Here is a 26,224-nt window from a genome sequence, read left to right as displayed (position 1 = left end):
AGTATGCAACAAATCGGAGCCGATTGTGCTCTGCTGGCAGGCTGTTTCCACAAGAGAAGACCCCCTCTGGAAAGCTCGATGCAGAGTTGTCTTTTTAATATCCTCTTAACCTCGACAGGCGACGCAAACGTTAGCTTGATAGGTGGAATCCCCAGTTGGCCCTCAGTTCTCGGCTGGGTTGACCGGATTTCTGGCCTAACCTGTGAGGAATGCTCCATCTGTGAGTGCTCCCCCTTCTCAACCCTCAGAGCCGGTTCGCATTGAAACCACGCGGGACTTGCTGGAAGCCTTGCGTGAGGGGCGCTCCCTGGTGAGTGCCAACCTGGAGAATGCCTACCTCTCGCGGGGCCTGTTCGACCGCATTCAGATGCCCAAATCCAATTTGACGCGGGCTAACCTGCGCTCGATCAGCCTGCAGCAAGCCGACCTACGTCTGTGCAACTTTCGCCGCGCTGAGCTAGAGCGGGCCAATTTTACCGCCTCAGATCTACGGGGATCCAGCTTTAGCCAGGCTCTGGGGGACTACAGCAACTTTACCGCCGCCAAACTGGACAAAAGCAGCTTTCAGGGGGGCCGTTTCAGCCATGCCATCTTTCGCGAAGCCAGCTTGGTGGCTGCCAACCTAGCGGAGGGGAACTTCTTTGCCGCCGACTTCCGCCAGGCTAACCTATCTCGCTGCAACCTCTCCCAGGCCGCCTTGGTGAGTTGCCAGCTTCAGTTTGCCAACCTGGAACAGGCCATTTTGGTGGGGGCCAACCTACAGGATGCTCAGATTGAAGATACGCTCTTCAGTGGAGCCGATTTTACCGATGCCAAACTCTCCGACGAAATGCGCAAGCTCTTGATTGAGCGGGCCAGCGGCACCAACGAGCTTACCCAACGGGATACCCTCAACACTTTGCTAGCGGGTTTGCAGCCCAAGTCGCGTAAGCTTTTTGGCTTGCTGTGAGGTTGGAGCTGTCAGACACAACTGGGCTGAGGAGAAAGCTCAAAACCGGCTGAGGTCGATCCCAGCTTCCCGGGCCATGGCTCCTATACCCTTGGCCTTGAGAGTCTTCAAGGCTTTGGTGGAAAGGCGCAGACGAACAAACCGCTTACCCTCTTCCCACCAGATGCGCTTCCACTGCAAATTGACTTCCTGCAGGCGCTTGGTGCGCCGGTGGGAGTGGGAGATGGCAAAAGCGTTGTTGCGTTTCTTGTTGGTTAGTTGGCAGCGACGCGCCATGGGATCAAAGCAAACTCAGCCTAGCTATCGTAAGGCATCTTTTTGTTGGGCAGCAAGCTGAAGTTGACTTTGCAACTGGGCTAGCTCTGCCTTCAGTCGGTCAAAGGTTTGTTGGCAGTGGTTAACGCTTTTTAGGGGCAGCTCTTCATTTTTGGCAATGCAGGTCACCTGTACAGAGCCGTCGGCAGCCTGACGGGTGCGATCCACAAACACTTCCACCGTCACCAGTTTGGTGTGGGGATTTTTTCCGGGAGGCTCGCCGGCCACCCAATAATCAAGGCTGTTGTGGAGGATATTGAGTTGGCAGCGCTCCAAAACAGCGCGGATCGACTCGCTGAGCTGCTCGGCTGAGCCCACAAGCTGGGTAACGCAAGAGTATCGAGCCATAGAACAGGCAAGCCACCACGGTTATCCTACCATTAAGTTTTCGGCTCCTGCAGCCAAAGGCGAACCGGCAAAATTGCGCTCAAGAGTACTCTACACCGGCTCGGTTAGCCCTGCTGCGAGGAGGTGAATTACGTTAGAACATGAACAACTCCCAGGAGAGTTGCCATGTTTAGGGTCTCCTGTTTGGCTCATTCTCTTTTGCTACTGGGATCCCTGGGCCTGGGTTGGATAGGCGTGTCTTTTGCCCACGCGCAGCCCTTTCAGGCGGGCGACCTGGATGGGGATGGCCGTTTGACGGTGCAGGATCTCAACCTGTTGGGGGCCTACTTGCGGGGAGAACGGGGATTGACCGACGACCAGATCCGAGCTGCCGATGTCGACCAGGATGGACGGATCACAGAAGCCGACTGGCAAGTGTTGCAGCAGCGCATTCAGGCAGCAACGGATGTGCCCACAGGACAGGTGCAGTTGGATTCCGCCTATTCGGGACAGGTGGTGGATCGGCTGACAGGGCAGCCCTTGGCCGGGGCGGAGGTGGCCATTCCGGGGGCGGGTATTTCGGTGCGCACCGATGCCCAGGGTCGGTTTCGCCTGCCAGGGCCGCTGCCGGCAGAAGAAATTTTGGTGGCGCGGCTGGAAAATTACTTGCCCTATTCCCAAAGTACAGGCAACGGTCAAGCCAGCGGGGATCGGCCTTGGCAACTGCAGTTGGAGCGCTGGGATCCCAACACAACTTTGGTACTGGAGGCGAATGTCATCCGCCTGGGGGATAACCAGTACTCACCGGAATCGGCTGCCGCCGGGCAATTTTTGGGCCCTGCCCAAGGGGTGGAGATGACCCGCTCCTTCACGCTGCAACGCCTGCCTTCGCGCCCACCGGTTTTGCGGATTGGATCCCTGATTGGGTTGGATACTGCCGCCGCCTATCGGGCCGGCCAATCCCGGATCCCCAGTGCCAACATGTCTCCCATGCAGGTCATCCTGAACGGAGTGGAAGTCGAACAGATTCACCTGGGGGGAGATAACCTACAGATTCCCCTGCCGCTGCAACCTCTGCGCCTGGGCCTGAACACTGTTACCCTGCGCACTGGCAAAACCCTGATTCAGCCCCCCATGGTCACCCGTGGTCCCCAAGTGCCGATCAGCATTCCCCTTTTCGGGGGATCCCTGCACATCTCGGTGCCGCTGGGAGGTGATACAGTCATCCGGCACGGTGGAGCCTGGGTGGATCATGACGATGTGCAGTTGGCCAATGTAACCATCGAGATCCCCAACTGAGCTTGCTCCGTCGGAGGTTCCTGCCCCTCAAAGCTGAGCACGGAGCCCGTCGGCTAAGAGGAACAAGTTTAAGCCCGCTTTCGATAACCGATCCGTTTGATACCAAGGGGAATGGGTGTGTCCAACGATTGGAAGCTCCCCCTTCCAACAGCCGGCATACTGCAGTTGCTGAATTGCTCCTCTTCGATGCCTCTGGGAGTTCTGGGCATCTCGATCTTCGAGAGGGATCCCTGAGGTGGCCCATGTGAGTGAGGTGAAATCCTGGCAACCGAGCAGATCGATAACCCAAACTGAGGAGAGCTGACTATGAGTATGAGTATGAATAGGGCTTCTGCCTTCCCCTTAACCTGGCTGTGGACGGGATCCCTGGCCCTGGGGGTGACGGCCCTGGTGACCCGCCAAGTGATCTGGGGGCTCTTACCTTTGGCAGCAGCCTACCCTGCCATCCGCCGCCGCGAAGAACAGCTTGGCCAAGTTCTGGAACAGACCTGGACACAGCAGCAACAGACAGCAACCCAACTGGAGACCCTGCAAGCGCGTTTCGAGGTGCTGGACGCTCGGCTCACTGCTGAACCGTCCCTTCTGCAGCAGACCTTGGCTTCCCCGGCTGAAGCCATTCAAGAGCTCGAGCAGAAAGTAAAGGTTTTGGAGCCCATCTGGGTACAGCAGCAGCAGACGGCGGCCCAACTGGAAACATTACAAGGGCGGATCGACGCCCTCGAAGCTCGGCCCACGTCTCATCTGTCCGTGCGGCAACAGCTGGCCCCCATCACCCAGGCCATCCAGCAAATCCAGCAGCGGTTAAAAGCCGTGGAGCTGCGGTTGAATGCTCTGCCGGTATCCCAGCCCCAAGTGACTTTGGAGCAACTGGAGTTGGTGCAGGCGCAACTCCAACACCTGCAGCAGCTGGTGGCATCCCAGCCGAACCCTGCTTTTCCCCGCAAAGCCCTGGGGGTGTTCATCGACGCGGCCAATCTCCACGCCAGCGCCCAGCAGTGGGGATCCCATCTCGACTATCCCAGTCTGCTCAGCTGGCTGGCCCAGGGCAGATCCGAGATGGAAGTGCATATTTACACTGGGGTAGATCACCACAACCAAGCTCAGCATCGCTTTCTGCAGGAGTTGAGAAGGCAGGGCTATCGGGTGGTCACCAAGCCGGTGGTGATCCACGCCGACGGCAGCCGCAAAGCCAATCTGGATGGGGAGCTGATCGTGGACTTGATAGCGATGCACTCCCACTACGAGACGGTGCTGCTGCTGAGTGGGGATGGAGATTTTGTGCCGGCCCTCAAGCATATCCGCCGCCAAGGCTGCCGGCTGGAGGTAGCCGCCTACAGGCCGAACACGAACCCGGCGTTAATTCGGATAGCCGACCAGTTCGTGGATTTGTGCGCTTGGCAGGGGACAGGAACGCTGGTGCCGCTGCCTGCAAAACAGACTCCGGCCACCGGCTAAACCTTGCCATCTCAGCACAGTTACATCGATCCCTGACTCCCCTCTCCCAAGGCAGGGAGAGGGGCTGGGGGTGAGGGTAGGCGGCACAGCGTCTTAACCTTGTTTGAAGTGATCAGAAGTGCTCATCTTCTCTAACCATTTTCTGATTTGCAGTCTCAACGCCTGAGACTCGCTTGGATCAACCTTGCCCCAGCAGTCAACTTAACCCCAATTGGAGAGTCCAGATGTCAACGCAACTCACACAGCGGTTTGTGCAGGCAATGCACTATGCCCATCGCTGGCATGCTTCTCAAACCCGCAAGGGAACCGGGATCCCTTACCTCAGCCATCTGTTGGCCGTAGCAGCCATCGCCCTGGAGCATGGGGCGGATGAAGATGAAGCGATTGCCGCTCTGCTCCACGACAGCCTAGAGGACGGCCCCCACAACACAGGCGAGCCCCGGGCCCAGATTGAGCAACAGATCCGGGAGCACTTTGGAGAACGGGTGCTGCAGATCATCCTGGGATGTACGGATACCGAAAGCGATGGCTCCCGAGGCGAGCCCAAAGAAAACTGGAAAGAGCGCAAAACCGCCTACCTGAAGCACCTGGAAACGGCAAATGCCTCGGTTTTGTTGGTGGCCGCCTCTGACAAGCTGCACAACGCCCGCTGCATCTTGCGGGATTTTCGCCAACTGGGGGATAAACTCTGGCAGCGGTTTTCCGCCGGAAAAGAGGGATCCCTGTGGTATTATCGATCGTTGGCAGAGATTCTGAGGCGACGGCTGCCCGGCAATCTATCGGCGGAGCTTCAAGAGCTGGTGGCTGAGTTGCAATGCCAAGCTGGAGCGGTAATGCCTTGACAGAGACAAGCAGGGCTGAAGAAAATGCTGAGGGCAGCCCTATTCATCACACTTTTTGGGTCACGCACCTATGGTTCTCGCTGTTGGCACCCCTGCTCCTGGGTTCAACACCACTGACACCCAAGGCAACCAGGTTTCGCTGGCTGATTTTGCCGGCAAAACCGTTGTCCTCTATTTTTACCCCAAAGACGACACCCCCGGCTGTACCAAAGAAGCCTGTGGATTCCGCGACGCCTACGCCGACTACCAAAGCAAGGACGTGGTGGTGCTGGGGGTGAGCATGGACGACCAAGCTTCTCACCAAAAGTTCACCGAAAAGTACAACTTGCCTTTCCCCCTACTGGTGGATAGCAGTGGGGTGATTACCCGCGCCTACGATGTGGATGGGGGCGGCTATGCCAAGCGAGTGACCTACGTCATTGATGGCGAGGGCAAAATTGCCAAGGTCTACCAGAACATCAATACCGAAACCCATGCCCGCGATATTTTGGCGGATTTGGGTTTGTAGAAACGCTGCCTCTTTTCAGTACTCCTCGCTAGATCCCGGCCTTTGCGCATGAACGACGACATTCCGGTCGCCCGTCGCCAGTCCACTCCGGCGAAAAAAGCGCAAAGTTCGGTGCCTGCCCTGAGGTCCCGTCTAGTCTTGGGCCTGGTGCTGGTTGGGCTAGTGCTCCTGGCGGGTTGGGGGATAGAGAAGTTACCGGGATCCCAGCAGGCGGCGGATCCCCAAGTTCTGGAGGAAGCCGGTCAGCCCTCTCTGCCGCAGCCAACTGTGCAGAATGGGCGACCTTCTCTGTTGGGGCACTATGCCTATTCCGAAGCCCCGGCAGACAGCTTGCGGGTGGTGGGCAGCTACCGTGGTCGAGAGGTGCGCCTGCGCCAGGCGGCTGCCGAAAGTTACCTTCGCATGAGCGAAGCAGCTCAAGCTGCCGGGATCCGCCTTGTCCCCATTTCCGGGTTTCGCTCCATTGCGGATCAGGAATTCTTGTTTTTTCAATTGGCTCAATCCCGAGCCTTGCGACCCGAGGAACGAGCTGCTGTCAGTGCTCCCCCTGGCTACAGCGAGCACCACACTGGCTATGCCATCGACCTTGGGGATGCCGGGTTTCCGCAGTGGGATACTCAAGAAGCTTTTGAGACCACCCCGGCCTTCCAGTGGCTGCAGAGCAACGCGACCCGCTTTGGCTTTGAGCTGTCTTTCCCTAGAAACAACCCTCAGGGGGTGAATTACGAACCCTGGCACTGGCGCTTTGTGGGCGACCGCCATAGCCTAGAGACCTTTTACAAGCGCTAGCCAACTCCCTTCTTCTGAGGGGAGGGGGGCTGGGGGTGAGGGCCCAAAGAGCGGATGACGCGATTCGAACGCGCGACCGTCTCGTTGGCAACGAGAAGCTCTACCACTGAGCTACATCCGCGTCGGGGAATTTATGATGGCAAGTTTTGCGGTGGTTTGTCAAGTCAGGGATCCCTGGCGCATTTTGTTCCAGAATGAGAGAAGTTCATCTTTCTTTGCAGTTGCGCAAAGTCTGGGCGGGATCCCTGGCAGCGCCTGTTTGAGGGTATTGCTATGCGGGTAGCCATTATTGGGGCCGGATTGGCCGGGTTGGTGACGGCGGTCGATTTGGTTGAAGCAGGACACGAGGTGCAGCTCTACGAGGCGCGGCCTTTTGTCGGCGGCAAGGTGGGATCCTGGCAGGATGCCGATGGCAACCACATCGAGATGGGGCTGCACGTTTTTTTCTGCAACTACAGCAATTTGTTTGCCCTGATGAAAAAGGTGGGGGCCTACGAGAACCTGCTGCCCAAGCAACACACCCACACCTTTGTCAACCGAGGTGGGCAAACGGCCAGTCTGGATTTTCGCTTTCCCCTGGGGGCGCCTTTCAACGGCCTCAAAGCTTTTTTCACCACCGAGCAGCTCTCTTGGGCGGACAAGCTGCGCAACGCCTTGGCGCTGGGCACCAGCCCTTTGATTCGCGGCTTGCTGGACTATGAAGGGGCAATGCGGCAAATTCGCGCCTTGGATCGGATGAGCTTTGCCGAGTGGTTCCGCCAGCATGGGGGATCCGAGGGTAGCCTGAAGCGGATGTGGAACCCGATTGCCTATGCCTTGGGCTTTATCGATACAGAGCAGATTTCTGCCCGCTGCATGCTGACGATCTTTCAGATGTTTGCCAGCAAAACAGAGGCCTCCAAGCTCAATTTCCTCAAGGGATCCCCGGACACCTATCTCACTCAGCCTATCGTCCGCTACATCCAAGCCCGTGGGGGCCAGATCCACACCCGCAGAGGGGTCAGCCGCATTGAAGTGAACGACTCTCCTCCCTACGTGGTGACCGGCTTGCTCTTGGCCAATGGAGAGCGGGTGGAGGCAGATGTGTATGTGTGTGCAACGGCAGTGGAAGGGGCCAAACGGCTGATCCCGGAAGTATGGCGGCAGTGGCCTCAGTTCGACAACCTCTACAAGCTGGAATCCGTACCGGTGGCCACGGTGCAATTGCGCTTCGATGGCTGGGTGACGGAGCTGAACCCCCAAGGCCAGGCCAAACGAGCTGGCGAACACCCAGAGGCTCTGGGTATCGACAATCTCCTCTACACCGCCGATGCCGATTTTTCCTGCTTTGCCGATCTGGCCCTCACCAGCCCCGCCGACTACTACAAGCCGGGCCAGGGATCCCTGCTACAATGCGTGCTCACGCCGGGGGATCCCTTCATTTCCATGCCCAACGAGCAAATTGCCCAGCACGTGTTGCACCAAGTCCACGAGCTGTTTCCCTCATCCCGGCAACTGAACATGACCTGGTACAGCGTGGTGAAACTGGCCCACTCCCTCTATCGAGAAGCGCCGGGCATGGATCCCTATCGCCCACAGCAAAAGACCCCAATACCCAACTTCTTTTTTGCCGGCAGCTACACCGCCCAAGACTACATCGACAGCATGGAAGGGGCCACCCTCTCCGGCCACCTGGCTGCTCAGGCCATTCTGGCTGCCCACAGGGATCCCTGATAGGAGGACTTTCACCTGATGGCACTTGACCCCTTTGACATACTCCCCGTCATAAAGGGCGAGGATTCCGGTTCCTGGTTCTGCTACGGCACTTCCTCTGTCGGGTTGCCCTCCCATTCGCGCCAGCGGGACGGAGCCCTTGAAGCCTGCACTCTCTCGCTTTAGCGGCGCGGAGCGCTTTGTGTCGGCATGAGTGCGGGAGTATGTCACAGTGGGTACCAGAAGTCTTGGCCCAAAGCCGAGAGTTGGGTAGAAGTCCAGCCCTTCGCGCCCCTCGCCAAAAAATACGCTCCATCCTAGGGGATCAATACGAGCCACAGGCCCCATACCCTGAGAGTTTTGCCCAGGAAGGATGATGATCGCCCTCAACCTGCAGCCGGCTGTGAATTTAACCGATGAAGTTTTCGAGCAGCTCTGCCGGCGGAATCCTGAGCTGCGCCTGGAACGCACCGCCCAAGGAGAACTGATCGCCATGGCTCCTGCAGGCAGCGAAAGCAGTCGTCAAAACTTGAGCCTTAGCGCCCAGCTCTGGCAGTGGAACCGGCAAACTCAGCTTGGTGTGGCCTTTGACTCTTCCGCCGGTTTTGCCTTGCCCAATGGGGCCATTCGCTCTCCCGATGCCGCTTGGATGCCCAAAGAGCGCTGGCAGCAGCTCACCCCAGAGCAGCGCCGTCGGTTTGCTCCTCTGTGCCCTGACTTTGTGCTGGAACTGAAGTCTCCTACTGACGAGCTGGCCACCCTTCAGGCCAAGCTGCAGGAGTACCTGGACAACGGATCCCAACTGGGCTGGTTAATCGACCCGGAAAGCGGGAAGGTCTATGTCTATCGCACAGGTCAGCCGGTGCAAGTTTTGGAGCGACCTACCAGCTTGTCTGGGGATCCCGTTCTCCCTGGCTTTGTGGTGGATCTCACCTTAATCTGGGAATAGTGCTCCCCACGCTCTAAAACTGCCCACCAGGATGAGCTCATGATTGCCCTCAACCTGCAGCCGGCTGTGAATTTAACCGATGAAGTTTTCGAGCAGCTTTGTCGGCAGAATCCTGAGCTGCGCCTGGAACGCACCGCCCAAGGAGAACTGATCGCCATGGCCCCTGCAGGCAGCGAAAGTGGATTCCGCAACGCCGACCTACTAGGCCAACTTTGGCAGTGGAATCGACGCAAGAACTTAGGTCTTGTCTTTGACTCTTCTGCAGGTTTTGCCTTGCCCAATGGGGCCATTCGCTCTCCCGATGCCGCCTGGGTTGCCAAAGAGCGCTGGCAGCAGCTCACCCCAGAGCAGCGCCGTCGGTTTGCTCCTCTGTGCCCTGACTTTGTGCTGGAACTGAAGTCTCCTACTGACGAGCTGGCCACCCTTCAGGCCAAGCTGCAGGAGTACCTGGACAACGGATCCCAACTGGGCTGGTTAATCGACCCGGAAAGCGGGAAGGTCTATGTCTATCGCACAGGTCAGCCGGTGCAAGTTTTGGAGCGACCTACCAGCTTGTCTGGGGATCCCGTTCTCCCTGGCTTTGTGGTGGATCTCACCTTAATCTGGGAATAATCGACCCACCTTTTTCCCAGGTTGGGGAGAAATGTCAGGGATCCCCCCGCTGTTTCACTGCTCAAAATAGCCCTGCTCTACTTCTTGGGGCTGAGCGCTGCCCCCACGTTCTCCATCAGGTCGTCCAATTCGCTGTAGTCCGGCAAAGCCGTGTCGATGGCCTGCCCCTGACGCAACACCACTCGGTCATGCTGGGGACGGGAAAGCAGCTCATCAAAGCCACGTCCTTTGAACAGCACCAGATCTGCCGGCAGCCCCACCCCAATTTGCCCTCGCTCGGTCAAGCCCATGATGCGGGCAGGGGTGGTGGTGATGGCCTGGGGCCAATCCCCATAGGGGGTATCCAGGTGCAAAATGCGGGTGGCCTCCCGGAACACCTCCAGGCCGTCGTGATCCCCAAAGCCATAAAAGGGATCCCGACAGTTATCGCTGGCTATCATCACCGGCACGCCCAAGGCTTTCAGCTCGTGCAGCAGCGTCACCCCTCGCCAGCGGGGGGTATGGCCGGGGTTACGGGCTTGCAAGTACAGGTTACACATGGGCAGGCTGACTACGGCAATCCCCGCCTCTCTGACCAAGGCCATAGTCTTGTGGGCCACCTCCGGCGGTTGCACGGCCAGGCTACAGCAATGGCCACACACCACCTGATGGGGAAAATCGTTGCGCAAGGCCGCCGCTGCTACGTGTCTCAATGTGAGGGATCCCGGATCATCCGTCTCATCCGTATGAAAGTCCAGAGCCAAGCCCCGCTCCTTGGCCAGGGCAAACACCCGATCCAACTGTCGATCCAGTTCCGGCCCCATCGCCGCCACCCCACCCAGGATCCCGCCCACTTCCGCCACCTTGTCCGCCAGCTTTTCCCCTGCAGGGGTGAGAAAGGTATCCAAGCTCAGAAGCGTGACCGCCTGGAGTTCCAGCTTGCCCGCCCACTCTCGGCGCAGCTGAACAAACACCTCCCAGCTGGCCCCCATAACCTGAGGATTCTCACAGACCAGATGGGTGCGCACTGCCTGGGATCCATGGGCATAGCTGCAGCGCAAACCAAAGCTGAAGCGACGGTAGAGATCCTCCCGAAACTGCTCCGGATCCCCGTCATAGGCTTGCTTCATCTTCACCCAATCTTCCTGGCCGGCCTGCCTCGCCCCGGCAAAGGTACCATCGGGATTGGGGGTGCGCGGCCACACATGTCCCTTGTCCAGGTGGGTATGGATGTCCACAAAACACGGCCACACTTGGCCCCGCCTTAGATCCACGCTGGGGATCCCCTGGGGCGGGATCCCTGTTGCCAGCCGGATTTGGCGGATCTGCCCCCCTTCGATTTCCAGATCCAGCAACACCAGGTTATCGCGGTTGGGGACAGCCCCCCGCACCGCCTCCTTCAGTACCGACAGGGGAACCTGAGCATTCAGCAGCCAGTAGTGGGCAACGCCGGGGATCTGCACGGTGGGCAACGAAAAAGTGACTCCCAATCTTAAGGGGATCCGAGCCCCTCAGGAGGAATCCAGTGCTACAGCAGCTAGGCAAACTGGCCCACCACCTGCATGGCAAAGCTGAGCAAAATGAAGGCCAACCAGGGGGAAAAGTCCAAGCCACCAATGGGGGGAATGATGCCGCGGAACAGGTTGAGATAGGGATCGGTGAGTTGGCTGAGCACCGACAGGATGGGGTTAGACCAGTTCAGTTGCGGGAACCAGCTCAGCAAAATCCGCACGATCAGCAGAGCATTGTAAATGACAATGAACTGGTAAAGGGAGCGGAACAGCAAAGACGCGGCAGTGCCGTAGACCAACCCCAGGGAGAGGCCGTCCACCCAAGCGAGAGGAGACAACAAGTGACTGAGCATCATGGTTGGGAAAAGTAGGGAAACAACTCGATCAACTCAACATCCATTAAGCTGAAGCACCTTCGCCAGAGGCAGACCTGGCCCAGGATCGCAACTCAGCCGAGAGAGGATGGCAGAACCTAGAGAGGAAAGCCGCTGCCGCCTCTAGTTTGGCATGGACAGGGATCCCCTGCTCAAGGCTTTTCCTCAACAGCCCTGGAAGAGGTTTCCTTGACGAGCAATTGCGTGCGCATGGCCTGAATCGCCTCGTTTAACTCGGCAATCTTGGCCTCTAGAGTGCGGCGGGCTTGAGCAATGCGTTCTGCCTCATTTTCCCACTTCCTCCAGTCGCTGGACATGGCCGACTCACCCGAAGCACTGAGGCGCGGTCGTTCAGGGGTTGCGGAGGTGCCGTTGAGGCGATCTGGATCCCGGCGTTGGCCTTCGGCGGATCCCTTGCTGAGTCGAGGGGCAAGCACAAACCCAATGACCCCGCCGATGATCCCTCCCAACAGGGCGCCGGTCACTACACCCGCAATGAAATCACCTTTCTGATCTGCCACGCTTCTGTCCAGCTCAATAACAATAAACTTGAGTCATCTTCTTCCGTTCTACCTTTCCTGTCCCACTCCTGCCAGCAAATCCGACCAAGGTTGAGGTAGCCGCCAGCGGCTGAGATGTTCCAGATGGGCTTGCACCTGCTCCCTCAACTCGGCAAGCGTGTGTTGCAGATCGCCGGTCGAGGGTAGGGATCTCAGCGTTGCCTGCCAGAGGTAAGCTGGGGAAAGTTCAGGGCTGAGCAACTGCCACAAACGCTGCAACTCCTCAAAGTGAAGGCGATCATCTTCTGTGAGGGAAAGCACCAACTGGCGACGCAGATCGCGGGCCTCTTCCGACATCAGGTAGCGCAAACCCGTTTGGGCGGTGGGTAACCAATCCAATCCCCCATCGCTGCGGGCAATTTGAATCAGGTTCTCCAGGCGGTTCCAGCGGAACTTACCATCCTTGATCAACACTTGCAGCAGCCGTTGGCGAATACGCGGCGATTCATCCGTCAGCAGGCGCTTGGCCACATAGGGATAGGCCACACCGACGATGCGGAACTGGGGATAGAGGCTGAGGGCTACTCCCTCTTGGGTCACCAAAGAGCGGATCACCAGAGCAAAGTGGGAGGGCACCTGAAAGGGGTAGCGGTACATCAAGTCGGAGAACTGATCTGTGGCCGTTTTGAAGTTAAAGTTGACCACCTCTTGGGTCAGCACGTCTGCCAGCACCTTTTCCAAGGCGGGGATCAGCTCTTGGCGGCCGACATCCGGCTGCAAAAAGCCCAGATGAATAAAGTCATCGATCAGGGCGTTGTAGTCGCGATCCACCAGGTGAACCAGAGCATCCACCAAGTACTCCTTCATTTCCTCGGTAAGCTGATCCATCATGCCGAAATCGATGTAGGCCAAGCGACCATCGGCCAGGGCGAACAGGTTGCCCGGATGGGGATCCGCGTGGAAAAAGCCGTATTCCAGCAATTGCTTGAGGGCAGCAACCACCCCGATACGCACCAATTGTTTCACCTCCAGGTTGGCTGCTCGAATGCGCTCCACATCCGTCAGCTTGATGCCGTCGATCCACTCCAGGGTCAGAACCCGGCGGGTGCTGTAAGCCCAGAAGATGCGCGGCACGTACACATCCGGATCGTCGCGGAAGTATTCGGCGAAGCGCTCGCAGTTTCGCCCTTCGTGCAGGTAGTCGATCTCTTCAAAAAGCTTGCGGCCAAACTCATCGACCACCGCCGTCAAAGTACTGCCCAGGTTTAAGGGCAGCCAGGGGCCCAGCCATGTCGAGGCCCAGCGAATCAGGTACAGATCCAGGCTCAACTGCTCTCGCAGATGGGGTCGCTGCACCTTCACCGCCACCCATTCGCCGCTGTGCAACTGCGCTTTGTAAACCTGGCCCAAACTGGCAGCAGCCACCGGCTCTGGAGAGATCTGGGCAAAGATCTCGGCAATCGGACGGCCCAACTCGGATTCGATGCGGGCAAATGCTTGCTCGGAAGGAAATGGCGGCAGTTGATCTTGCAGTTGGGTGAGTTCTTCTAGGTAGTCTTTGCGCACCAGATCGGGGCGGGTGGAGAGGGCCTGACCCACCTTGATGAACGTTGGCCCCAGGTCGGTGAGCAGCTTTCGCAACTGCACCGAGCGCCGTCCCACATTGCGATCAGTGTGTCCCCATAGTTGATCCCAGCGCAAACAGAGGACAAACCACAAGAAAGGCCAGAGAATGGCCAGCGCCCGACCGATCACTTGGGGCAGGCGCCAGCGGTAATAGCGGCAGATCAATTGCGGATCGTAAACTTCCAAAGCGGCAATGGGCGAAGTTCTACTAAACACACTCCAGCGATCTCACAGTCTTTTGTTTTGAAGCTCTTGGTATCCATCTTAACAGAAAAAGCCTCGCCGTTTCTGCGCAAGGGCCTGTCAGCCCCATCCTGCCCCCTTCTCGGCCAGGGCCGGCCTGTTTCCCCCTCAAATGATGGTGTTGTCCGGGATCACCGAGTCTTTGATGATGGTGACGATGCCGTTGCTGATCCAGATCCCTTCCTCTTCCCGCTGCGCTTCGGTGACGTGATCCTTGTTGAGGATGCGGACATTGCGCCCAATGCGGGCATTCTTATCCACGATGGCGTTGACAATGTGGGAGTTGGCCCCGATGCCCACCGGTGGGATCCCTTCCTCCAGTCTGGCCTGTCGCTCTTCTACCGACTCGTAGTAATCGGCTCCCATTACCAGGGTGTTTTCCACAATGGTGTTGGCCTCCAAGCGGCTGCGAATGCCGATGATGGAGTTGCGAATTTGGGCGTTTTTGATGATGCAACCATCGGCGATCATGGAGTTGACAATCTGGGAGTCGAGGATTTTGTTGGGGGGCAAAAAGCGCGGGCGGGTGTAGATGGGCATTTCGCTGTCGAAGAAGCTGAAGGGCGGGTTGGGCTGCTGCACCAGTGCCAGGTTGGCCCGGTAAAAAGCCTCGATGGTGCCGATGTCTTCCCAGTAACCCTTGAAGAGGTAGGCTTGCAGATGGTACTTGCCGATGGCTGCCGGCAGCACCTCTTTGCCAAAGTCGGTGTGCTCCTTGACTTTGAGCATCTCGATCAGAGCTTCTCGCTTGAATACATAGATGCCCATGGAGGCGATGTAGGGCTTGGCTTTGGCTTCTTCCGGGCTGAGGCCGAGGGCTTGGGTGTCCACCTGACAGGCTTTCAGCAGATCTCCTGTTGGCTTTTCCTTGAAATCGACGATGCAACCGTTCTCGCCAAGCTTGAGCAAGCCAAAACCCGAGGCCACTTTTTCTTCACAGGGGAGCACCGCCAGCGTCACATCGGCCCCAACCTGCCGGTGATGCTGGATGAAGGGGCGGTAGTCCATGCGGTAGAGGTGATCCCCAGATAGGATGAGGAAGTCCCGCGGCTTCCAGGAGTCCATCAGCCAGAGGTATTGGCGGACAGCATCGGCGGTGCCTTGGAACCAATCGGGATTATCAGGGGTTTGTTGGGCCGCCAAAACGTCCACAAAGCCGCCTGTAAAGGGAGACAAGCGGTAGGTGTTGACGATGTGGCGGTTTAGAGAGGCCGAGTTGAACTGGGTGAGGACGTAGATTTTTTCGATGTCGGAGTTGATGCAGTTGCTGACCGGGATGTCGATGAGGCGGTATTTGCCGGCCAGGGGCACAGCGGGTTTGGCGCGGCGCTTGGTCAGGGGATAAAGTCGGGTGCCACGCCCACCTCCCAAGATGATCGCCAGTACATCGCGCATGGTTGTCCTCCACCAGGCTACACCCAATAGCATAGACTGCTGCGGGGCCACCTCAACGACTGTCCTGTCCAATCTGGCCAAGCTGCTCGGGAAGGGGAACAAGTTGGCAAGACAGAATGCAGGGAGAGCTGATGGCGCGTATCCTGGCCTTTACCAACAACAAAGGGGGCACTGGCAAGTCCACCCTCTGCGTCCACGCGGCTCAGTTGACGGCCCAACGGGGATACCGAGTTCTGCTCATCGATCTCACATCCCAGGCCACTGCCAGCAGTCTCTACTTGGAAGAGGCCGGATCCTTGCCGGCACCGGAAACGGTTTGGGCCAGCTTACACCCGCAACACCAACGTCCTCTGGAAGAGGTGATCTACTGCACCGACAAGGGGGTAGATGTGGCGCCCTCCCACAGCACCATGGCGGAAGTGGCGGCCCAACTGGCTGCTGCTGGAGAGATGGGGCAGAATCTGTTGCAGCGCCAACTGGATCCCCTGCTGCAGGACTACGACTTCATCTTTCTCGATACGCCGGGAGAACTGAATGCCCTCACCGCCAATGCCCTGCGGGTGGCCCAGCGGGTGTTGATCCCGACGCGGCTCAACCGCGCCGATTTCTCCTGCACGGAAGTAACCTTGCGCTACATTGAGGCCCTGAAAGGCCAGCTAAGCCAAGCCCGCGCCATTTTGACAATGCTGGATGACCGCTATCTGCCGGGGGGCATTTGGTCGGGATCCCACACCGGGCAATTGTACGTGCAAGCGCAACAGATTTTTGCGGATGTGCTTTCACCCGTTACCATTCCAGATAGCAGCGATTTGCGCATCGCCTTTGACTACGGCTTGACGGTGATGGACTATCGGCCTGGATCGGCGGTGTGTCAGCGGCTGCTGCAGTTTGTTGAACGCGAGGTGCTCTTGTGACCGGATCTGACCGCAGCCTCTTTCCTTCGTCGGGGGAAACTTCCCGCCGCTCTGGCGGAATTCGGCGCAAGGCCAGTGCTAAAACCAGTTCAGAGCCCACCTCCGCAGAGTCTACTCCCACAGGCGAGGAGCCGACAACGATGTCTTCTCAGTCTCCCCCAGAACCAACCCCAGAATTGCCGGAAATTGCAGCCCTCAAAAGCCAACTGGCCGAAGCTCAACAACTCTTGCAAGACTACCAAAACAAAGTCTCTACCCTGCAAGCTCAATTGCAGCAGGTTACTGCCCATCGGGACGAATTGCAAAAGGCGCTGGCGCAGTTGCAAGCGGTTGCGGACGAGCGGGCCAAAACCATCCAGGAGTTACGGAAACCCAAAGAGCAAGCCCCCATCATTCAGCCCAAACCCCAATCCTCGCCTCTGCACGCGCAAAAGAAGATCATGAATCGGCCCATCTTCGACAATGTATCAGCCACCGATGAAAGCATGCCTCCCTATCTGCTGGATTGACTGGGATGGAGGGGATCCCTAAGGGCGTGATTTGGATGGGGTCTCCACCTGTTCTGCTCCCTCCTGTTTTCAGCCCGACCTGTGCTTTTTTCCCTGCTTCCTGGAGATCCGGGATTCGATAGCTGGATATTGGATTTGGACAACCGTCGTTCTCGCTGCCCTTCTCATGAGCCAATCTCAATCGACTCTCCCTGCTGGTGATGCCATTCCGCCCCACGGGGGCACCCTGATCAACCGCATTGCCCCGCCTGAGCAGGCGCAGGAGCTGCGTTCCAAAGCCGAACATTGCCCCATCCTCTATCTCGACGAGCGGGCCCAATCGGATCTGGAGATGATCGCCATTGGGGGCTTCAGCCCGCTAACGGGGTTTATGGGGCGGGAAGATTACCAGGCCGTTCTGGAAACGATGCACCTGGCCAATGGCTTGGCTTGGTCGCTGCCGGTCACCCTGCCGGTCTCCTCAGAAGTGGCAGCGGGTCTGAAAGAGGGGCAAATGATTACCTTGGCCAGCGCCGAGGGCAAGATCCTGGGCCTACTGGAGCTGACGGAGAAATTTACCTACGACAAAACCCGCGAAGCCCGGCAAGTTTATCGCACCACCGATGAGCAACATCCAGGGGTAAAGGTGCTCTACGAGCAGGGATCCGTCTATTTGGCCGGCCCCGTCACCCTCCTGCAGCGGGATCCCCACCCTCTTTTTCCGGCCTACCAGATTGACCCGGCCCAATCGCGGCAACTGTTTCGGGAAAGAGGCTGGAGAACCATTGTAGGCTTCCAAACCCGCAACCCCATCCACCGCGCCCATGAATACATCCAAAAATGTGCCTTGGAGATTGTGGACGGGCTATTTTTGCACCCGCTGGTGGGGGCTACCAAAAGCGACGACATTCCCGCCGATGTGCGTATGCGCTGCTACGAGGTGTTGATCGAAAAGTACTACCCCAAGGAGCGGGTGATCTTGGCCATCAACCCTGCGTCGATGCGCTACGCCGGCCCCCGCGAGGCCATTTTCCATGCCCTCATTCGCAAAAACTACGGCTGTACCCATTTCATTGTGGGACGGGATCACGCCGGGGTGGGGAACTACTACGGCACCTACGATGCCCAACACATTTTTGATGAGTTCCAGCCGGGGGAGCTGGGCATCATTCCCTTGAAGTTTGAACATGCTTTCTATTGCACCGTCACCGGCACCATGGCCACGGCCAAGACCAGCCCCAGCCAACCCCACCAGCGCATTCACCTATCGGGTACTAAGGTGCGGGAAATGCTGCAACGCGGTGAAGTGCCCCCGCCGGAGTTCTCTCGACCGGAAGTGGCCCGCCTGCTGGCCGAAGCCATGCGAGAGCGGGGTTAACCCTGGGAATCTCCCTAAGTGGCAGTCAAAAAGGGCCTGGGACAGACCAGACCCTCTGTATTGAAAGTTGTATTGAAAAAAGTTGTATTGAAAGTTGAACTTGAACCAGATTCCAGTCGAGTATCAGCTAGAAATCGCAGGAGCCCCGCACTGTACCCGTAGGGTCAGTGCCGGGAGGAATGCGCTTTGATGAAGTACAATGAACTTATGAGCCAAGTCCTGACCGTCTCCTGTAAGCTCAAGGCGTCCCAGTCGCAAGCCGCCAAATTGGACGCGACGATGGAGGCTTTTGGCCAAGCCTTGAACTGGGTCAACCAGAACACGCCGGAGAAGATCGTCAACGCGGTCAAACTGCAATCCCTTTGCTACTACGAGATTCGAGCCCGGTTCGGCTTGTCCAGTAACTTGGCTCAACAGGTGTGCAGACGGGTGGCAGGCGCTCGCAAAGTGGCGAGACAGCGCAACCGTCCGGTTAAAGAGTTCAAGCGTAGGTTCGTTACCTACGACGCACGTATCTTTTCATTCCGCGAGAAAGACTGGACGGTGTCGCTGACCACGGTGGAAGGGAGAGAACGCTTTGAGCTAGCCATTGGTAACTACCAGAGGGGAATGCTGGCTGGCTCTAACCCCAAATCGGCCACCCTGGTCAAGCGCAAAGATGGCTCCTACTACATCCAGATTTGCGTAGAGAAAAAACCACCCAAGCAACAAGATACCGACAAGGTGATCGGGGTGGATTTGGGAAGGATAGATATCGCTCATACCTCAGAGGGGAAGAACTGGAATGGACAGCAGTTGAACAGAGTCCGAGACCACTACTCCCGGTTGAGGGCGGCACTCCAACGCAAAGCCAGTAAGGGCACACGCAGTTCGCGGCGCAGATGCCGTCAACTGCTGCAACGGCTGTCTGGCAAGGAGAGACGCTTTCAAACGTGGGTCAATCATCGCATCTCCAAAGCTATTGTCTCTAGGGCAAAAGCTACCAACAGCGCTATCGCCCTGGAAGACCTGACAGGGATCCGGGAAAGGGTCAATCAACAGCCACGCAGCAAAGCCGAGCGGCGTAGGACCAACAGTTGGGCGTTCTACCAACTACGTCAATTTCTGGAATACAAGGCTCTGCGTGCGGGGGTTGCTCTGATTCTTGTTCCGCCTGCCTACACGTCGCAGACCTGCCACCGGTGTTTGCACATCCATCCCGACCCTGCGCAATCCTACCGCAGTGGCAAGTCGTTCAAGTGTGGGCACTGTGGATGGGAAGGGGATGCGGATTTGAATGGTGCGAATGTGATTGCGCTCTTGGGGGCTGCCGTAAACCAGCCTAGAGGTCCGGGCTTGTTTTGTTCTCTGGTAGAGCAGAGCAGGCTCAGGGCTACTGAAAGCCCGCTCCGTACCGCTTAGCGGTCGGAGCCGGGTAGTTTACGCCGGCTCCGCTAGATTGATTGTCGGGTTGCGGTCGAAGAAGCCCCAAGGTACCAGCCTAAAGCCCGTTCTGTGTACAGGCATGACGGGCCAATCCTCATCCCATGAAAAAAACCCTGCCCAACGGCATGGGGAGAATGTATGATGGGGAGCCCGCGTTTCTACAGAACTCCCTCGAAGTCAAGCAGCCCTGAATAGGCAGCAACAGTTCTCATCCCGCCTCAAACCAGAGTTGTTCGGGATCCACATAATAGCAGCGGGCATTGTCCGCACAGATCAGCGCCCAGCCGTTTTGGTCGGCCTCGACCAAAGTATACTCACACTGGGGAATGAAATAGCCTTGGTGGTTTCGGGTATCGCTCTTAACCCAAACGGTCTGACGGTTCATCTTAAAGTTCCTCCCATCTGCAGTCAAAGGGGTCAAAAAAGTGAGGTTGGAAAACGGGACTCGATTCAGTGGCTATGGAAGCGGCGGCAGTGCAACACCACTGCAATATAATGAAGTGCAGCCACCGCCGAGCTAAGCATCTCGCGCCAGCCCGGAGTTCAATCTCATCAATCAACTGAGGCCGGGGAAGAGAAGCGACGAGAGCTAACCCCTATCGATAAATGGATCCCATATTGCTATTGGGTACAAGAAGTTTAGCACCAACTCCATGAGAACATCGCTAAGAGTTGTAGATTAAAATAAAAAGCTCTAGATTTTCCTAAAGTCTTGTTGCAAAACAAGGAATAGGGTCACTTAATCTTCTTCAAAGAGCCAGTTGTAAATCTTGCTCAAGTGGGGCCAAGCAGGACGGCGGTTCCCTCCCTCTTGCAGGTTGGATTTGACACCCTCAATCTGCTCGGGATCCCGTGCCAAGATTTGCTTAATGGCCTCCACCTGCTGGCGTACCCCGGTTTTTTTCAGCTCCAGCATGGCTAGGGTCAGATTCACACGGGGCTGGGCATCCACCGGATCCAACTTCACAGCAGTCTGGGCGGCCTTCAGAGCTTTTTCCGCCTGCCCCTCCAGAAGGTAGAGCCAGGACAAGCACGTCCAAGCCGCCGCCGCCTTTGGGGATCCCTTACAGATTGACTCAAAAGAGGGAATTAACGTCTTGGCTGCTTCCCCGGATTCATAGCGCCGAATCCCTTCCTGAAACAATTCTTCAATTTTTTGGCTCATCTCCCCCAACCCAGCACATCAACCTATTGACAAAATCGACAAGCTACCCATGTAGGGTCGCTCTTGCCTGCTCGCTCATCTGTTGTAGCGCACTGCCGCTGGGGAGAGGGATCCCTTCTCCTTCGGCCAGCCAGAGCCAATACTCGATATTGCCAGCAGGGCCAGTGATGGGCGACCACGTGTAGCCTTGCACCTGCCAGCCCTGGGCCACGGCCGAGCGCATCACCGTCTCCAGCACGCGGGCATGGATAGCCGGATCCCGTACCACCCCCTTTTTACCCACCTGGTCTCGGCCCGCCTCAAACTGGGGCTTCACCAGCAACAGCGCCTCCCGTGGGAAACGCAACAGGTTCCACAGCGGAGCTAGCACCTTAGTCAGGGAAATAAAAGACAGGTCTACCACCGCCAAATCCGGCCAGCTCTGGGGAGGTGCCTCGCTTCCGTACAGATCCTCCGGCTGCAGATGGCGCAAGTTGGCCCGCTCCTTTAGGATCACCCGCGCATCCGTTCGCAAAGACCAGGCCAGTTGCCCATAGCCCACATCCACTCCGTAGACCCGCTGGGCTCCCCGTTTCAACAAGCAGTCTGTAAAACCTCCTGTGGAAATGCCCGCATCCAAACAAATACGACCCTGCACCTGAACAGGAAAAGTTTGCAGCGCCCCCTGTAGCTTTTCTCCCCCTCGTGAGACAAAAGCAGGCCCAGACTGAACTTGCACCGCTGGATCCCCGCTCACCCAGGTTCCAGGCTTTTCCGCCCGCACCCCGTTTAGAAAGACTTCTCCTGCCAAAATGGAGCGTTGCGCTTGCTGGCGTGAGGAAAAATATCCGCGCTCCACCAACCAGCTATCCAGACGCACCCGCTTGGCCATCTCGCCGGTGCCTCACCTTGCATAGATCTTCCCGCCCATTAGAATAGGCGAGCGGGATCCCAACTGACCAGAATTGAGGGATCGCCAACAGCAGATTAGCCGAACCGTCCGCTCACGTACTCTTCCGTTTCCCGATGGGCGGGAGAGTTAAAGATTTTCTCAGTGCGGTTAAACTCCACCATCCGTCCGTAGCGAACCCCCTCTTCGTCGACTTCAGTGTTGAAGAAGGCGGTAAAGTCGGAGACCCGCGCTGCCTGCTGCATGTTGTGGGTAACGATAATGATCGTGTAGCGACGGCCCAGTTCCTTGAGCAACTCCTCAATGCGCAACGTGGAGATTGGATCCAACGAGGCACAAGGCTCATCCATCAGGATAACCTCCGGCTGGATGGCCAAGGTGCGGGCAATGCAAAGACGCTGCTGCTGTCCCCCCGAAAGGGAGAGCCCACTCATCTTCAGCTTGTCTTTCACCTCATCCCAGAGGACGGCCTGACGCAATGTGCGCTCTACCAGCTCATCCAAGTCTCCTTGGTAGCCGTTGACCCGTGGCCCAAAGGCAATGTTGTCGTAGATTGATTTGGGGAAAGGGTTGGGCTTTTGGAACACCAGGCCAACTCGCCGCCGCACTTCAGCAGGATCTACATCGGGATCGTAGATGTTTTTCCCGTGAAAAATGACGGATCCCTCTACTCTCGCCCCCGGGATCAGATCGTTCATGCGGTTAAAGCAGCGCAGCAAAGTACTCTTGCCGCAGCCGGAAGGGCCAATAAAAGCAGTGATGTGATTCTTGGGAATCTTCAGAGAAACCTGCTTCACCGCCAAATGAGAGCCGTAGTAAACACTGACTGCTTGCGTTTCCAGCTCAACAGTTAGGTTGGCGGATTTCTCAGAGGAGTCAGGCGTGCCGGGAAATGGAGGGCGCATAGGAATACCAGAGGTAGACGTTGCTTCAGAACCCAAACTCAAAATCGAAGAGTAGTGAGGCAAAAATCTCAGAAGAACCAGATCAGATAGTAATGGTTTCCTGACGACGACTCAGCAGCAGCCGGAAACTGGTCGTGGTGATCAAAACCAGAATCACCAAAGCCAAGGCTCCTCCCCAAGCAATTTTCTGCTGGTTCTCGAAGGGAACAATGGCAAAGTTGTAGATCAGCACCGCCAGCGAAGCTACTGGCTTCAGCAAACCATCGGGCCATAGGAAACTGAACAGAGCGGTGAAGATTAGAGGCGCTGTTTCCCCTGCTGCTCGGGCAATGGCCAAAGTCACCCCCGTTAGGATCACCGGCAAGGCAGCCGGCAAGACAACTCGAAACACAGTCTGCACCCGGGAAGCGCCCAGAGCATAGGCAGCAGCCCGAGTATCCGCCGGCACCAAGCGCAGAGCCTCTTCGCAAGAAAGGATGATGATGGGCAAAGTCAGCACCGATAGAGCTACCCCACCCGCCAGGGCAGAAAAGGTCTTAGTGGAGAGCACAAGCACCCCATAGGCAAACACCCCGGCAATGATGGAGGGAACCCCGGTCAGAACCTTGATGACGAAGCGCAAAGCCGAGGCTGTTGAGCTGTTCTGTCCAAACTCCGAAAGGTAAATCGCAGCAAACAAGCCAATTGGGAAGGAGATCAAGATGGCAATCGATACCACGATGATCGTCCCCAGCACCGCGTTGCCGAAGCCACCCACCTGATCTCCAGGAGGAGGAGGAAGCTGGGTTAAGGTCTGCCAACTGAACCGCTCAATGCCGTTGACGAAAACGTAGTAAAGGATGGAAGCGAGCACAACAATCGCAAAAATGCTGGAAGCAAAGGTCAGGCCTGTCATCACCCAGTCCAGCACGACGCGCTTGGATCTGACTTTGCGTTTGAACAAATTGGCCTGTGCTGCCACTTGTGTCGCCATGTTCCTCTACTCCCGAGAAGCCGTCAAAGCAAACTTGACCCGACGAACCATCAGCTCAGCGATGATGTTGACCACCAGCGTAATGACCAGCAAGATCAAAGCCACATACATCAGAGCCGAGATCTGCTCGTCGGATGCTTCTGCAAACTCGTTGGCCAGCAATGCAGGGATGTTGCTGGCAGGGGCCAAAAGCGAGACTCTAATCCCCCGCGCATTGCCAATCAGCATTGCCACCGCCATGGTCTCGCCCAGGGCGCGTCCCAAACCCAGCACCACAGCCCCCAACATACCCCCAATCGCAGCCGGTAGTACCACTCCAAAAATGGCTTCCCATCGCGTAGCCCCCATCGCATAGGCAGCCGCGCGCAGCTCAGGAGGAACAGCCACCAAAACCTCCCTGGCGATGGCTGTAATGATGGGGATAATCATGATCCCCAAGACAACCCCTGCCGTCAGCATCCCCGGCCCAATCGGTGGTGTGCTGAAAATGGGAAGCCAATTGAAGTTCTCGTACAGGAACATCTGAACGGGGCGGAAGAAGGGGATGAAGACAAACAATCCCCAAATACCAAACACCACACTGGGAATAGCTGCCAGCAGCTCAACCACAATGATCAGAGCCAAACGCAGAGACTTCGGAAGAAAATCCTCGCTCAGAAAAATAGAGATGCCAAAGCTAAAAGGAACCCCCACAATCAGAGCGATGAGAGAAGTTACCAGCGTGCCATAGATCTGTGGCCAGGCCCCATAGACGTCCTCGACCGGATCCCAGGTGGTGCTCCAGAAGAAACTCAGTCCAAACTTGTTGATAGCTGGCAAAGACTGAATGCCGATCTCCAGAGCAATCCAGAGCAGCAGGAAGGCCGAGAAAAACACGGCAATCCGCGTAGCCCAGATAAAAACCTGGTCGCGCCGGCGCTGGAAAACCGGTCGAGGCTGAAACAGAAGGTTGCTGTCAGAAGAAAGGGAGCTCATCCGCCTGGAGCTAGGGATAGTTGTTGACACGCCCCCCGTCCTAAAGAACGGGGATTCTTGTTCCTGGTTCTACTTAGTAAAAGTTCTTACGGAGTGATATTTTCTAGCGCAGCCAGAGCTTTTTGCCGCGTTTCTTCCGGCAGAGGGACATATCCCAACTGCTCAGCGAAAGCCTGCCCCTCAGTGAGGCCGTAGCGGAGAAACTCTTTAACGGCCTTGGAAGTCTCGGCTTTGGGGTAAACCTTGTAGGCAAGGATCCAGGTGTAGCCCGCAATAGGGTAAGAGTCTTCCCCACTAGGATCCGGATCGACCCCCAGCAAACGCTCGTCGAGCTGAATTCTGGCCAGCGCCGCTTTCTCCGTCTCGACGTTGGGAGTTACAAACTTGCCTGCCCGGTTTTCCAGACGGGCAATGTTCAAGTTGTTGAGCTTGGCAAAGCCGAATTCCACGTAGCCAATCGAGCCAGAAATTTGCTTGATCTGCTCGGAAACCCCTTCGTTCCCACGCGCCCCTACGCCGGTTGGCCAGTTTACCGAAGAGCCGCGACCCACCTTTTGCTTCCACTCTGGGCTAATAGCGTTGAGGTGAGTGGTGAAGATATCGGTGGTACCACTTCCATCAGAGCGATGCACGACGGTAATCGGCAAATCTGGGAAAGTCACCCCTGGGTTAAGGCCAGCCAGCAGGGGATCGTTCCAGTTCTTGATCTTGCCCAGGAAGATATTCACCAGTGCCAGGCGGGAAAGGCGGATTTCGGGGCCCACCCCAGGAATGTTGTACGCTGCAACTACCGCTCCGCCCACCATGGGTACAGAAACCATCCCTTTGGGAGGGTTAGCCTCATTCTCAATTTGGTTGATCTCTTCAGGACGGGGCACGCTGTCAGTGGCACCGAAATCGACCGTGCGGGCTACAAACTGCCGACGACCCGCACCGCTTCCTACAGACTGATAGTTGACCTGGATGTTAGGGTTTTTCTTGCCAAACTCTTGGGCCCAAGTTTGATAGATGGGGGCCGGGAAGGTCGCCCCAGCGCCATTGATGGTGATGGTCTGCTGAGCAAACACCCGCTGCCAATTCGTCTGACTGGCCGCAAAGCCGGCAACAGTGGCAGATAGAAACTTCAGGAAAGAACGACGCTCCAAGGGGTGCAACGTCACCATACAGATCTCCTCTCCCAGATGAAGACAAAATCTCAGTCCAGCTCTAAAAAAGGCTATTCTACTTCAGAACTTCACCCAGCCCAATCAAAACTCGTTGAACCAGGTGAACCAATGTCGCCTGGAAGCTTAGAGGCAACTCTCAAGCTAGGCCTGCGATCCTCAACAAGCCTTCAACCGATCGCAGCGCCCCAAGGCTCCCTCCGAGCACGCGAGGTTTCCCACGGAACGCTCCATTGAAGACTTCGCCAGTCCGCGCAGCTACTATAACGTAAAGGCCAGTTGTTTTTGGTTAAAACGAGGTTAAGCCCAGGTTATCTCTGGGGATATCCGCCAAATGTTGCAAACCCCTCAAGGGATCCCCTTTGGTGTCAGCCACTCCCTATCCTGGATTGGGTATCTCCCAAAACAGAGAGCTTCCGCCTTTTGAGTTTGGAAAGGTGGCTTCTTCATCTTCCCGCCAAGGTTCAGAGCTGGAAGAGGACTCTAGAGACCTGCCAATCGGGAATAAGCTCTGAGAAGGGATCCCCTATGCCGACGGGCTGGTGGCTATGGCACTCTGGGCTGACGATGAACCTGCTGAGCCT

At 57.1% G+C, this 26,224-nt stretch carries 27 protein-coding genes, 1 tRNA gene and 1 pseudogene; 13 read left to right on the top strand and 16 right to left on the bottom strand.

The features are described from left to right. Positions 1 to 220: 220 nt before the first annotated feature. The gene (locus NW805_RS05355) at positions 221 to 949 is read left to right on the top strand and encodes a pentapeptide repeat-containing protein (RefSeq protein WP_414421883.1); all 729 of its coding nucleotides are present in this window, start codon (positions 221 to 223) and stop codon (positions 947 to 949) included. Positions 950 to 988: 39 nt separating this feature from the next. Here NW805_RS05355 and rpmB read toward each other — a convergent pair whose 3' ends face one another. Further along, on the bottom strand, positions 989 to 1,225 hold the full coding sequence (gene rpmB, locus NW805_RS05350) for a 50S ribosomal protein L28 (RefSeq protein WP_414373986.1): 237 nt from the start codon (positions 1,223 to 1,225) through the stop codon (positions 989 to 991). A 24-nt stretch (positions 1,226 to 1,249) separates the two neighbouring features. Beyond that, the gene (locus NW805_RS05345) at positions 1,250 to 1,612 is read right to left on the bottom strand and encodes a hypothetical protein (protein ID WP_414344659.1); all 363 of its coding nucleotides are present in this window, start codon (positions 1,610 to 1,612) and stop codon (positions 1,250 to 1,252) included. A gap of 165 nt (positions 1,613 to 1,777) precedes the next feature. Here NW805_RS05345 and NW805_RS05340 point away from each other — a divergent pair, with 165 nt between their 5' ends. The 5 genes from NW805_RS05340 to NW805_RS05320 all read left to right on the top strand — a co-directional run bounded on the left by NW805_RS05340 (position 1,778) and on the right by NW805_RS05320 (position 6,484). Continuing rightward, positions 1,778 to 2,890: a dockerin type I domain-containing protein gene (locus NW805_RS05340; RefSeq protein ID WP_414382614.1), complete on the top strand. Its 1,113-nt coding sequence runs from the start codon at positions 1,778 to 1,780 to the stop codon at positions 2,888 to 2,890. A gap of 318 nt (positions 2,891 to 3,208) precedes the next feature. Then, positions 3,209 to 4,345 (top strand): NYN domain-containing protein, encoded by a 1,137-nt coding sequence (locus tag NW805_RS05335; RefSeq protein WP_414421882.1) that lies wholly within the window; start codon positions 3,209 to 3,211, stop codon positions 4,343 to 4,345. 224 nt (positions 4,346 to 4,569) lie between these two features. Continuing rightward, the gene (locus tag NW805_RS05330) at positions 4,570 to 5,187 is read left to right on the top strand and encodes an HD domain-containing protein (RefSeq protein WP_414329611.1); all 618 of its coding nucleotides are present in this window, start codon (positions 4,570 to 4,572) and stop codon (positions 5,185 to 5,187) included. A gap of 70 nt (positions 5,188 to 5,257) precedes the next feature. Beyond that, positions 5,258 to 5,695 carry a peroxiredoxin gene (locus NW805_RS05325; protein WP_011432689.1) on the top strand — a complete coding sequence of 146 codons (438 nt, stop codon included), beginning with the start codon at positions 5,258 to 5,260 and terminating at the stop codon, positions 5,693 to 5,695. Between the two features lie 48 nt (positions 5,696 to 5,743). Beyond that, positions 5,744 to 6,484 (top strand): D-alanyl-D-alanine carboxypeptidase family protein, encoded by a 741-nt coding sequence (locus NW805_RS05320; protein ID WP_414421881.1) that lies wholly within the window; start codon positions 5,744 to 5,746, stop codon positions 6,482 to 6,484. A gap of 49 nt (positions 6,485 to 6,533) precedes the next feature. Here the strand turns inward: NW805_RS05320 and NW805_RS05315 are convergent. Further along, positions 6,534 to 6,605, bottom strand: a tRNA-Gly gene (locus tag NW805_RS05315). A gap of 152 nt (positions 6,606 to 6,757) precedes the next feature. Between NW805_RS05315 and zds the strand changes: the two genes are divergently transcribed. From zds to NW805_RS05300, 3 genes are all read left to right on the top strand, one after another. After that, positions 6,758 to 8,197 carry a 9,9'-di-cis-zeta-carotene desaturase gene (gene zds, locus NW805_RS05310; RefSeq protein WP_414421880.1) on the top strand — a complete coding sequence of 480 codons (1,440 nt, stop codon included), beginning with the start codon at positions 6,758 to 6,760 and terminating at the stop codon, positions 8,195 to 8,197. Positions 8,198 to 8,552: 355 nt separating this feature from the next. Further along, positions 8,553 to 9,125: a Uma2 family endonuclease gene (locus tag NW805_RS05305; RefSeq protein WP_414408086.1), complete on the top strand. Its 573-nt coding sequence runs from the start codon at positions 8,553 to 8,555 to the stop codon at positions 9,123 to 9,125. 39 nt (positions 9,126 to 9,164) lie between these two features. Continuing rightward, positions 9,165 to 9,737 carry a Uma2 family endonuclease gene (locus tag NW805_RS05300; protein ID WP_414421879.1) on the top strand — a complete coding sequence of 191 codons (573 nt, stop codon included), beginning with the start codon at positions 9,165 to 9,167 and terminating at the stop codon, positions 9,735 to 9,737. Between the two features lie 77 nt (positions 9,738 to 9,814). Here the strand turns inward: NW805_RS05300 and NW805_RS05295 are convergent, their stop codons facing one another. The 5 genes from NW805_RS05295 to NW805_RS05275 form a co-directional block, all read right to left on the bottom strand. Continuing rightward, positions 9,815 to 11,179 carry a cytosine deaminase gene (locus NW805_RS05295; protein WP_414421908.1) on the bottom strand — a complete coding sequence of 455 codons (1,365 nt, stop codon included), beginning with the start codon at positions 11,177 to 11,179 and terminating at the stop codon, positions 9,815 to 9,817. Between the two features lie 74 nt (positions 11,180 to 11,253). Next, on the bottom strand, positions 11,254 to 11,583 hold the full coding sequence (locus NW805_RS05290; protein ID WP_011432695.1) for a YggT family protein: 330 nt from the start codon (positions 11,581 to 11,583) through the stop codon (positions 11,254 to 11,256). A 170-nt stretch (positions 11,584 to 11,753) separates the two neighbouring features. After that, complete coding sequence (locus NW805_RS05285; RefSeq protein WP_414421878.1) at positions 11,754 to 12,122, bottom strand: hypothetical protein; 369 nt, start codon at positions 12,120 to 12,122, stop codon at positions 11,754 to 11,756. 48 nt (positions 12,123 to 12,170) lie between these two features. Then, positions 12,171 to 13,943: an ABC1 kinase family protein gene (locus NW805_RS05280; protein WP_414421877.1), complete on the bottom strand. Its 1,773-nt coding sequence runs from the start codon at positions 13,941 to 13,943 to the stop codon at positions 12,171 to 12,173. A 135-nt stretch (positions 13,944 to 14,078) separates the two neighbouring features. Continuing rightward, positions 14,079 to 15,365: a glucose-1-phosphate adenylyltransferase gene (locus NW805_RS05275; RefSeq protein WP_414421876.1), complete on the bottom strand. Its 1,287-nt coding sequence runs from the start codon at positions 15,363 to 15,365 to the stop codon at positions 14,079 to 14,081. A 131-nt stretch (positions 15,366 to 15,496) separates the two neighbouring features. Between NW805_RS05275 and NW805_RS05270 the strand changes: the two genes are divergently transcribed. The 4 genes from NW805_RS05270 to NW805_RS05255 all read left to right on the top strand — a co-directional run bounded on the left by NW805_RS05270 (position 15,497) and on the right by NW805_RS05255 (position 19,546). Beyond that, on the top strand, positions 15,497 to 16,279 hold the full coding sequence (locus NW805_RS05270; protein ID WP_414421875.1) for a ParA family protein: 783 nt from the start codon (positions 15,497 to 15,499) through the stop codon (positions 16,277 to 16,279). Positions 16,280 to 16,419: 140 nt separating this feature from the next. After that, complete coding sequence (locus NW805_RS05265; protein ID WP_414329683.1) at positions 16,420 to 16,788, top strand: hypothetical protein; 369 nt, start codon at positions 16,420 to 16,422, stop codon at positions 16,786 to 16,788. A 166-nt stretch (positions 16,789 to 16,954) separates the two neighbouring features. Beyond that, entirely contained in the window at positions 16,955 to 18,145 is a 1,191-nt protein-coding gene (sat, locus tag NW805_RS05260; RefSeq protein ID WP_414421874.1) for a sulfate adenylyltransferase, read from the top strand. A gap of 207 nt (positions 18,146 to 18,352) precedes the next feature. Further along, entirely contained in the window at positions 18,353 to 19,546 is a 1,194-nt protein-coding gene (locus NW805_RS05255; protein ID WP_414421907.1) for an RNA-guided endonuclease InsQ/TnpB family protein, read from the top strand. Between the two features lie 18 nt (positions 19,547 to 19,564). Here NW805_RS05255 and NW805_RS05250 read toward each other — a convergent pair. The 8 genes and pseudogenes from NW805_RS05250 to pstS all read right to left on the bottom strand — a co-directional run. Beyond that, positions 19,565 to 19,657: pseudogene (locus NW805_RS05250) on the bottom strand (hypothetical protein); the annotation flags it as partial. Between the two features lie 121 nt (positions 19,658 to 19,778). Next, complete coding sequence (locus tag NW805_RS05245; RefSeq protein WP_414332524.1) at positions 19,779 to 19,955, bottom strand: hypothetical protein; 177 nt, start codon at positions 19,953 to 19,955, stop codon at positions 19,779 to 19,781. Positions 19,956 to 20,309: 354 nt separating this feature from the next. After that, positions 20,310 to 20,735 (bottom strand): hypothetical protein, encoded by a 426-nt coding sequence (locus NW805_RS05240; protein ID WP_011432703.1) that lies wholly within the window; start codon positions 20,733 to 20,735, stop codon positions 20,310 to 20,312. Between the two features lie 43 nt (positions 20,736 to 20,778). Continuing rightward, positions 20,779 to 21,606 (bottom strand): TlyA family RNA methyltransferase, encoded by an 828-nt coding sequence (locus NW805_RS05235; protein WP_414421873.1) that lies wholly within the window; start codon positions 21,604 to 21,606, stop codon positions 20,779 to 20,781. Positions 21,607 to 21,701: 95 nt separating this feature from the next. Continuing rightward, positions 21,702 to 22,529, bottom strand: coding sequence for a phosphate ABC transporter ATP-binding protein PstB (pstB, locus tag NW805_RS05230; RefSeq protein ID WP_414355863.1), 828 nt, complete (start codon positions 22,527 to 22,529; stop codon positions 21,702 to 21,704). Between the two features lie 82 nt (positions 22,530 to 22,611). After that, the gene (gene pstA, locus NW805_RS05225; protein ID WP_414421872.1) at positions 22,612 to 23,502 is read right to left on the bottom strand and encodes a phosphate ABC transporter permease PstA; all 891 of its coding nucleotides are present in this window, start codon (positions 23,500 to 23,502) and stop codon (positions 22,612 to 22,614) included. Between the two features lie 6 nt (positions 23,503 to 23,508). After that, on the bottom strand, positions 23,509 to 24,477 hold the full coding sequence (gene pstC, locus NW805_RS05220) for a phosphate ABC transporter permease subunit PstC (RefSeq protein ID WP_414421871.1): 969 nt from the start codon (positions 24,475 to 24,477) through the stop codon (positions 23,509 to 23,511). Between the two features lie 86 nt (positions 24,478 to 24,563). Further along, positions 24,564 to 25,640 carry a phosphate ABC transporter substrate-binding protein PstS gene (pstS, locus tag NW805_RS05215; protein WP_414421870.1) on the bottom strand — a complete coding sequence of 359 codons (1,077 nt, stop codon included), beginning with the start codon at positions 25,638 to 25,640 and terminating at the stop codon, positions 24,564 to 24,566. Positions 25,641 to 26,224 lie beyond the last annotated feature (584 nt).

It is taken from the genome of Synechococcus sp. W60.1 (assembly GCF_047461575.1).
Classification (GTDB): Bacteria; Cyanobacteriota; Cyanobacteriia; order Thermostichales; family Thermostichaceae; genus Thermostichus.
Note: the sequence above shows the minus strand (reverse complement) of the source record. Positions and strands in the feature narration are given on the sequence as shown.

Coding starts and splice junctions, on each gene's coding strand:
- rpmB (WP_414373986.1), bottom strand. CDS start 1,225: ATGGCGCGTCGCTGCCAACTAACCAACAAGAAACGCAACAACGCTTTT.
- NW805_RS05345 (WP_414344659.1), bottom strand. CDS start 1,612: ATGGCTCGATACTCTTGCGTTACCCAGCTTGTGGGCTCAGCCGAGCAG.
- NW805_RS05340 (WP_414382614.1), top strand. CDS start 1,778: ATGTTTAGGGTCTCCTGTTTGGCTCATTCTCTTTTGCTACTGGGATCC.
- NW805_RS05335 (WP_414421882.1), top strand. CDS start 3,209: ATGAATAGGGCTTCTGCCTTCCCCTTAACCTGGCTGTGGACGGGATCC.
- NW805_RS05330 (WP_414329611.1), top strand. CDS start 4,570: ATGTCAACGCAACTCACACAGCGGTTTGTGCAGGCAATGCACTATGCC.
- NW805_RS05325 (WP_011432689.1), top strand. CDS start 5,258: ATGGTTCTCGCTGTTGGCACCCCTGCTCCTGGGTTCAACACCACTGAC.
- NW805_RS05320 (WP_414421881.1), top strand. CDS start 5,744: ATGAACGACGACATTCCGGTCGCCCGTCGCCAGTCCACTCCGGCGAAA.
- zds (WP_414421880.1), top strand. CDS start 6,758: ATGCGGGTAGCCATTATTGGGGCCGGATTGGCCGGGTTGGTGACGGCG.
- NW805_RS05305 (WP_414408086.1), top strand. CDS start 8,553: ATGATCGCCCTCAACCTGCAGCCGGCTGTGAATTTAACCGATGAAGTT.
- NW805_RS05300 (WP_414421879.1), top strand. CDS start 9,165: ATGATTGCCCTCAACCTGCAGCCGGCTGTGAATTTAACCGATGAAGTT.
- NW805_RS05290 (WP_011432695.1), bottom strand. CDS start 11,583: ATGATGCTCAGTCACTTGTTGTCTCCTCTCGCTTGGGTGGACGGCCTC.
- NW805_RS05275 (WP_414421876.1), bottom strand. CDS start 15,365: ATGCGCGATGTACTGGCGATCATCTTGGGAGGTGGGCGTGGCACCCGA.
- NW805_RS05270 (WP_414421875.1), top strand. CDS start 15,497: ATGGCGCGTATCCTGGCCTTTACCAACAACAAAGGGGGCACTGGCAAG.
- NW805_RS05265 (WP_414329683.1), top strand. CDS start 16,420: ATGTCTTCTCAGTCTCCCCCAGAACCAACCCCAGAATTGCCGGAAATT.
- sat (WP_414421874.1), top strand. CDS start 16,955: ATGAGCCAATCTCAATCGACTCTCCCTGCTGGTGATGCCATTCCGCCC.
- NW805_RS05255 (WP_414421907.1), top strand. CDS start 18,353: ATGAGCCAAGTCCTGACCGTCTCCTGTAAGCTCAAGGCGTCCCAGTCG.
- NW805_RS05245 (WP_414332524.1), bottom strand. CDS start 19,955: ATGAACCGTCAGACCGTTTGGGTTAAGAGCGATACCCGAAACCACCAA.
- NW805_RS05240 (WP_011432703.1), bottom strand. CDS start 20,735: ATGAGCCAAAAAATTGAAGAATTGTTTCAGGAAGGGATTCGGCGCTAT.
- NW805_RS05235 (WP_414421873.1), bottom strand. CDS start 21,606: ATGGCCAAGCGGGTGCGTCTGGATAGCTGGTTGGTGGAGCGCGGATAT.
- pstB (WP_414355863.1), bottom strand. CDS start 22,529: ATGCGCCCTCCATTTCCCGGCACGCCTGACTCCTCTGAGAAATCCGCC.
- pstA (WP_414421872.1), bottom strand. CDS start 23,502: ATGGCGACACAAGTGGCAGCACAGGCCAATTTGTTCAAACGCAAAGTC.
- pstC (WP_414421871.1), bottom strand. CDS start 24,477: ATGAGCTCCCTTTCTTCTGACAGCAACCTTCTGTTTCAGCCTCGACCG.
- pstS (WP_414421870.1), bottom strand. CDS start 25,640: ATGGTGACGTTGCACCCCTTGGAGCGTCGTTCTTTCCTGAAGTTTCTA.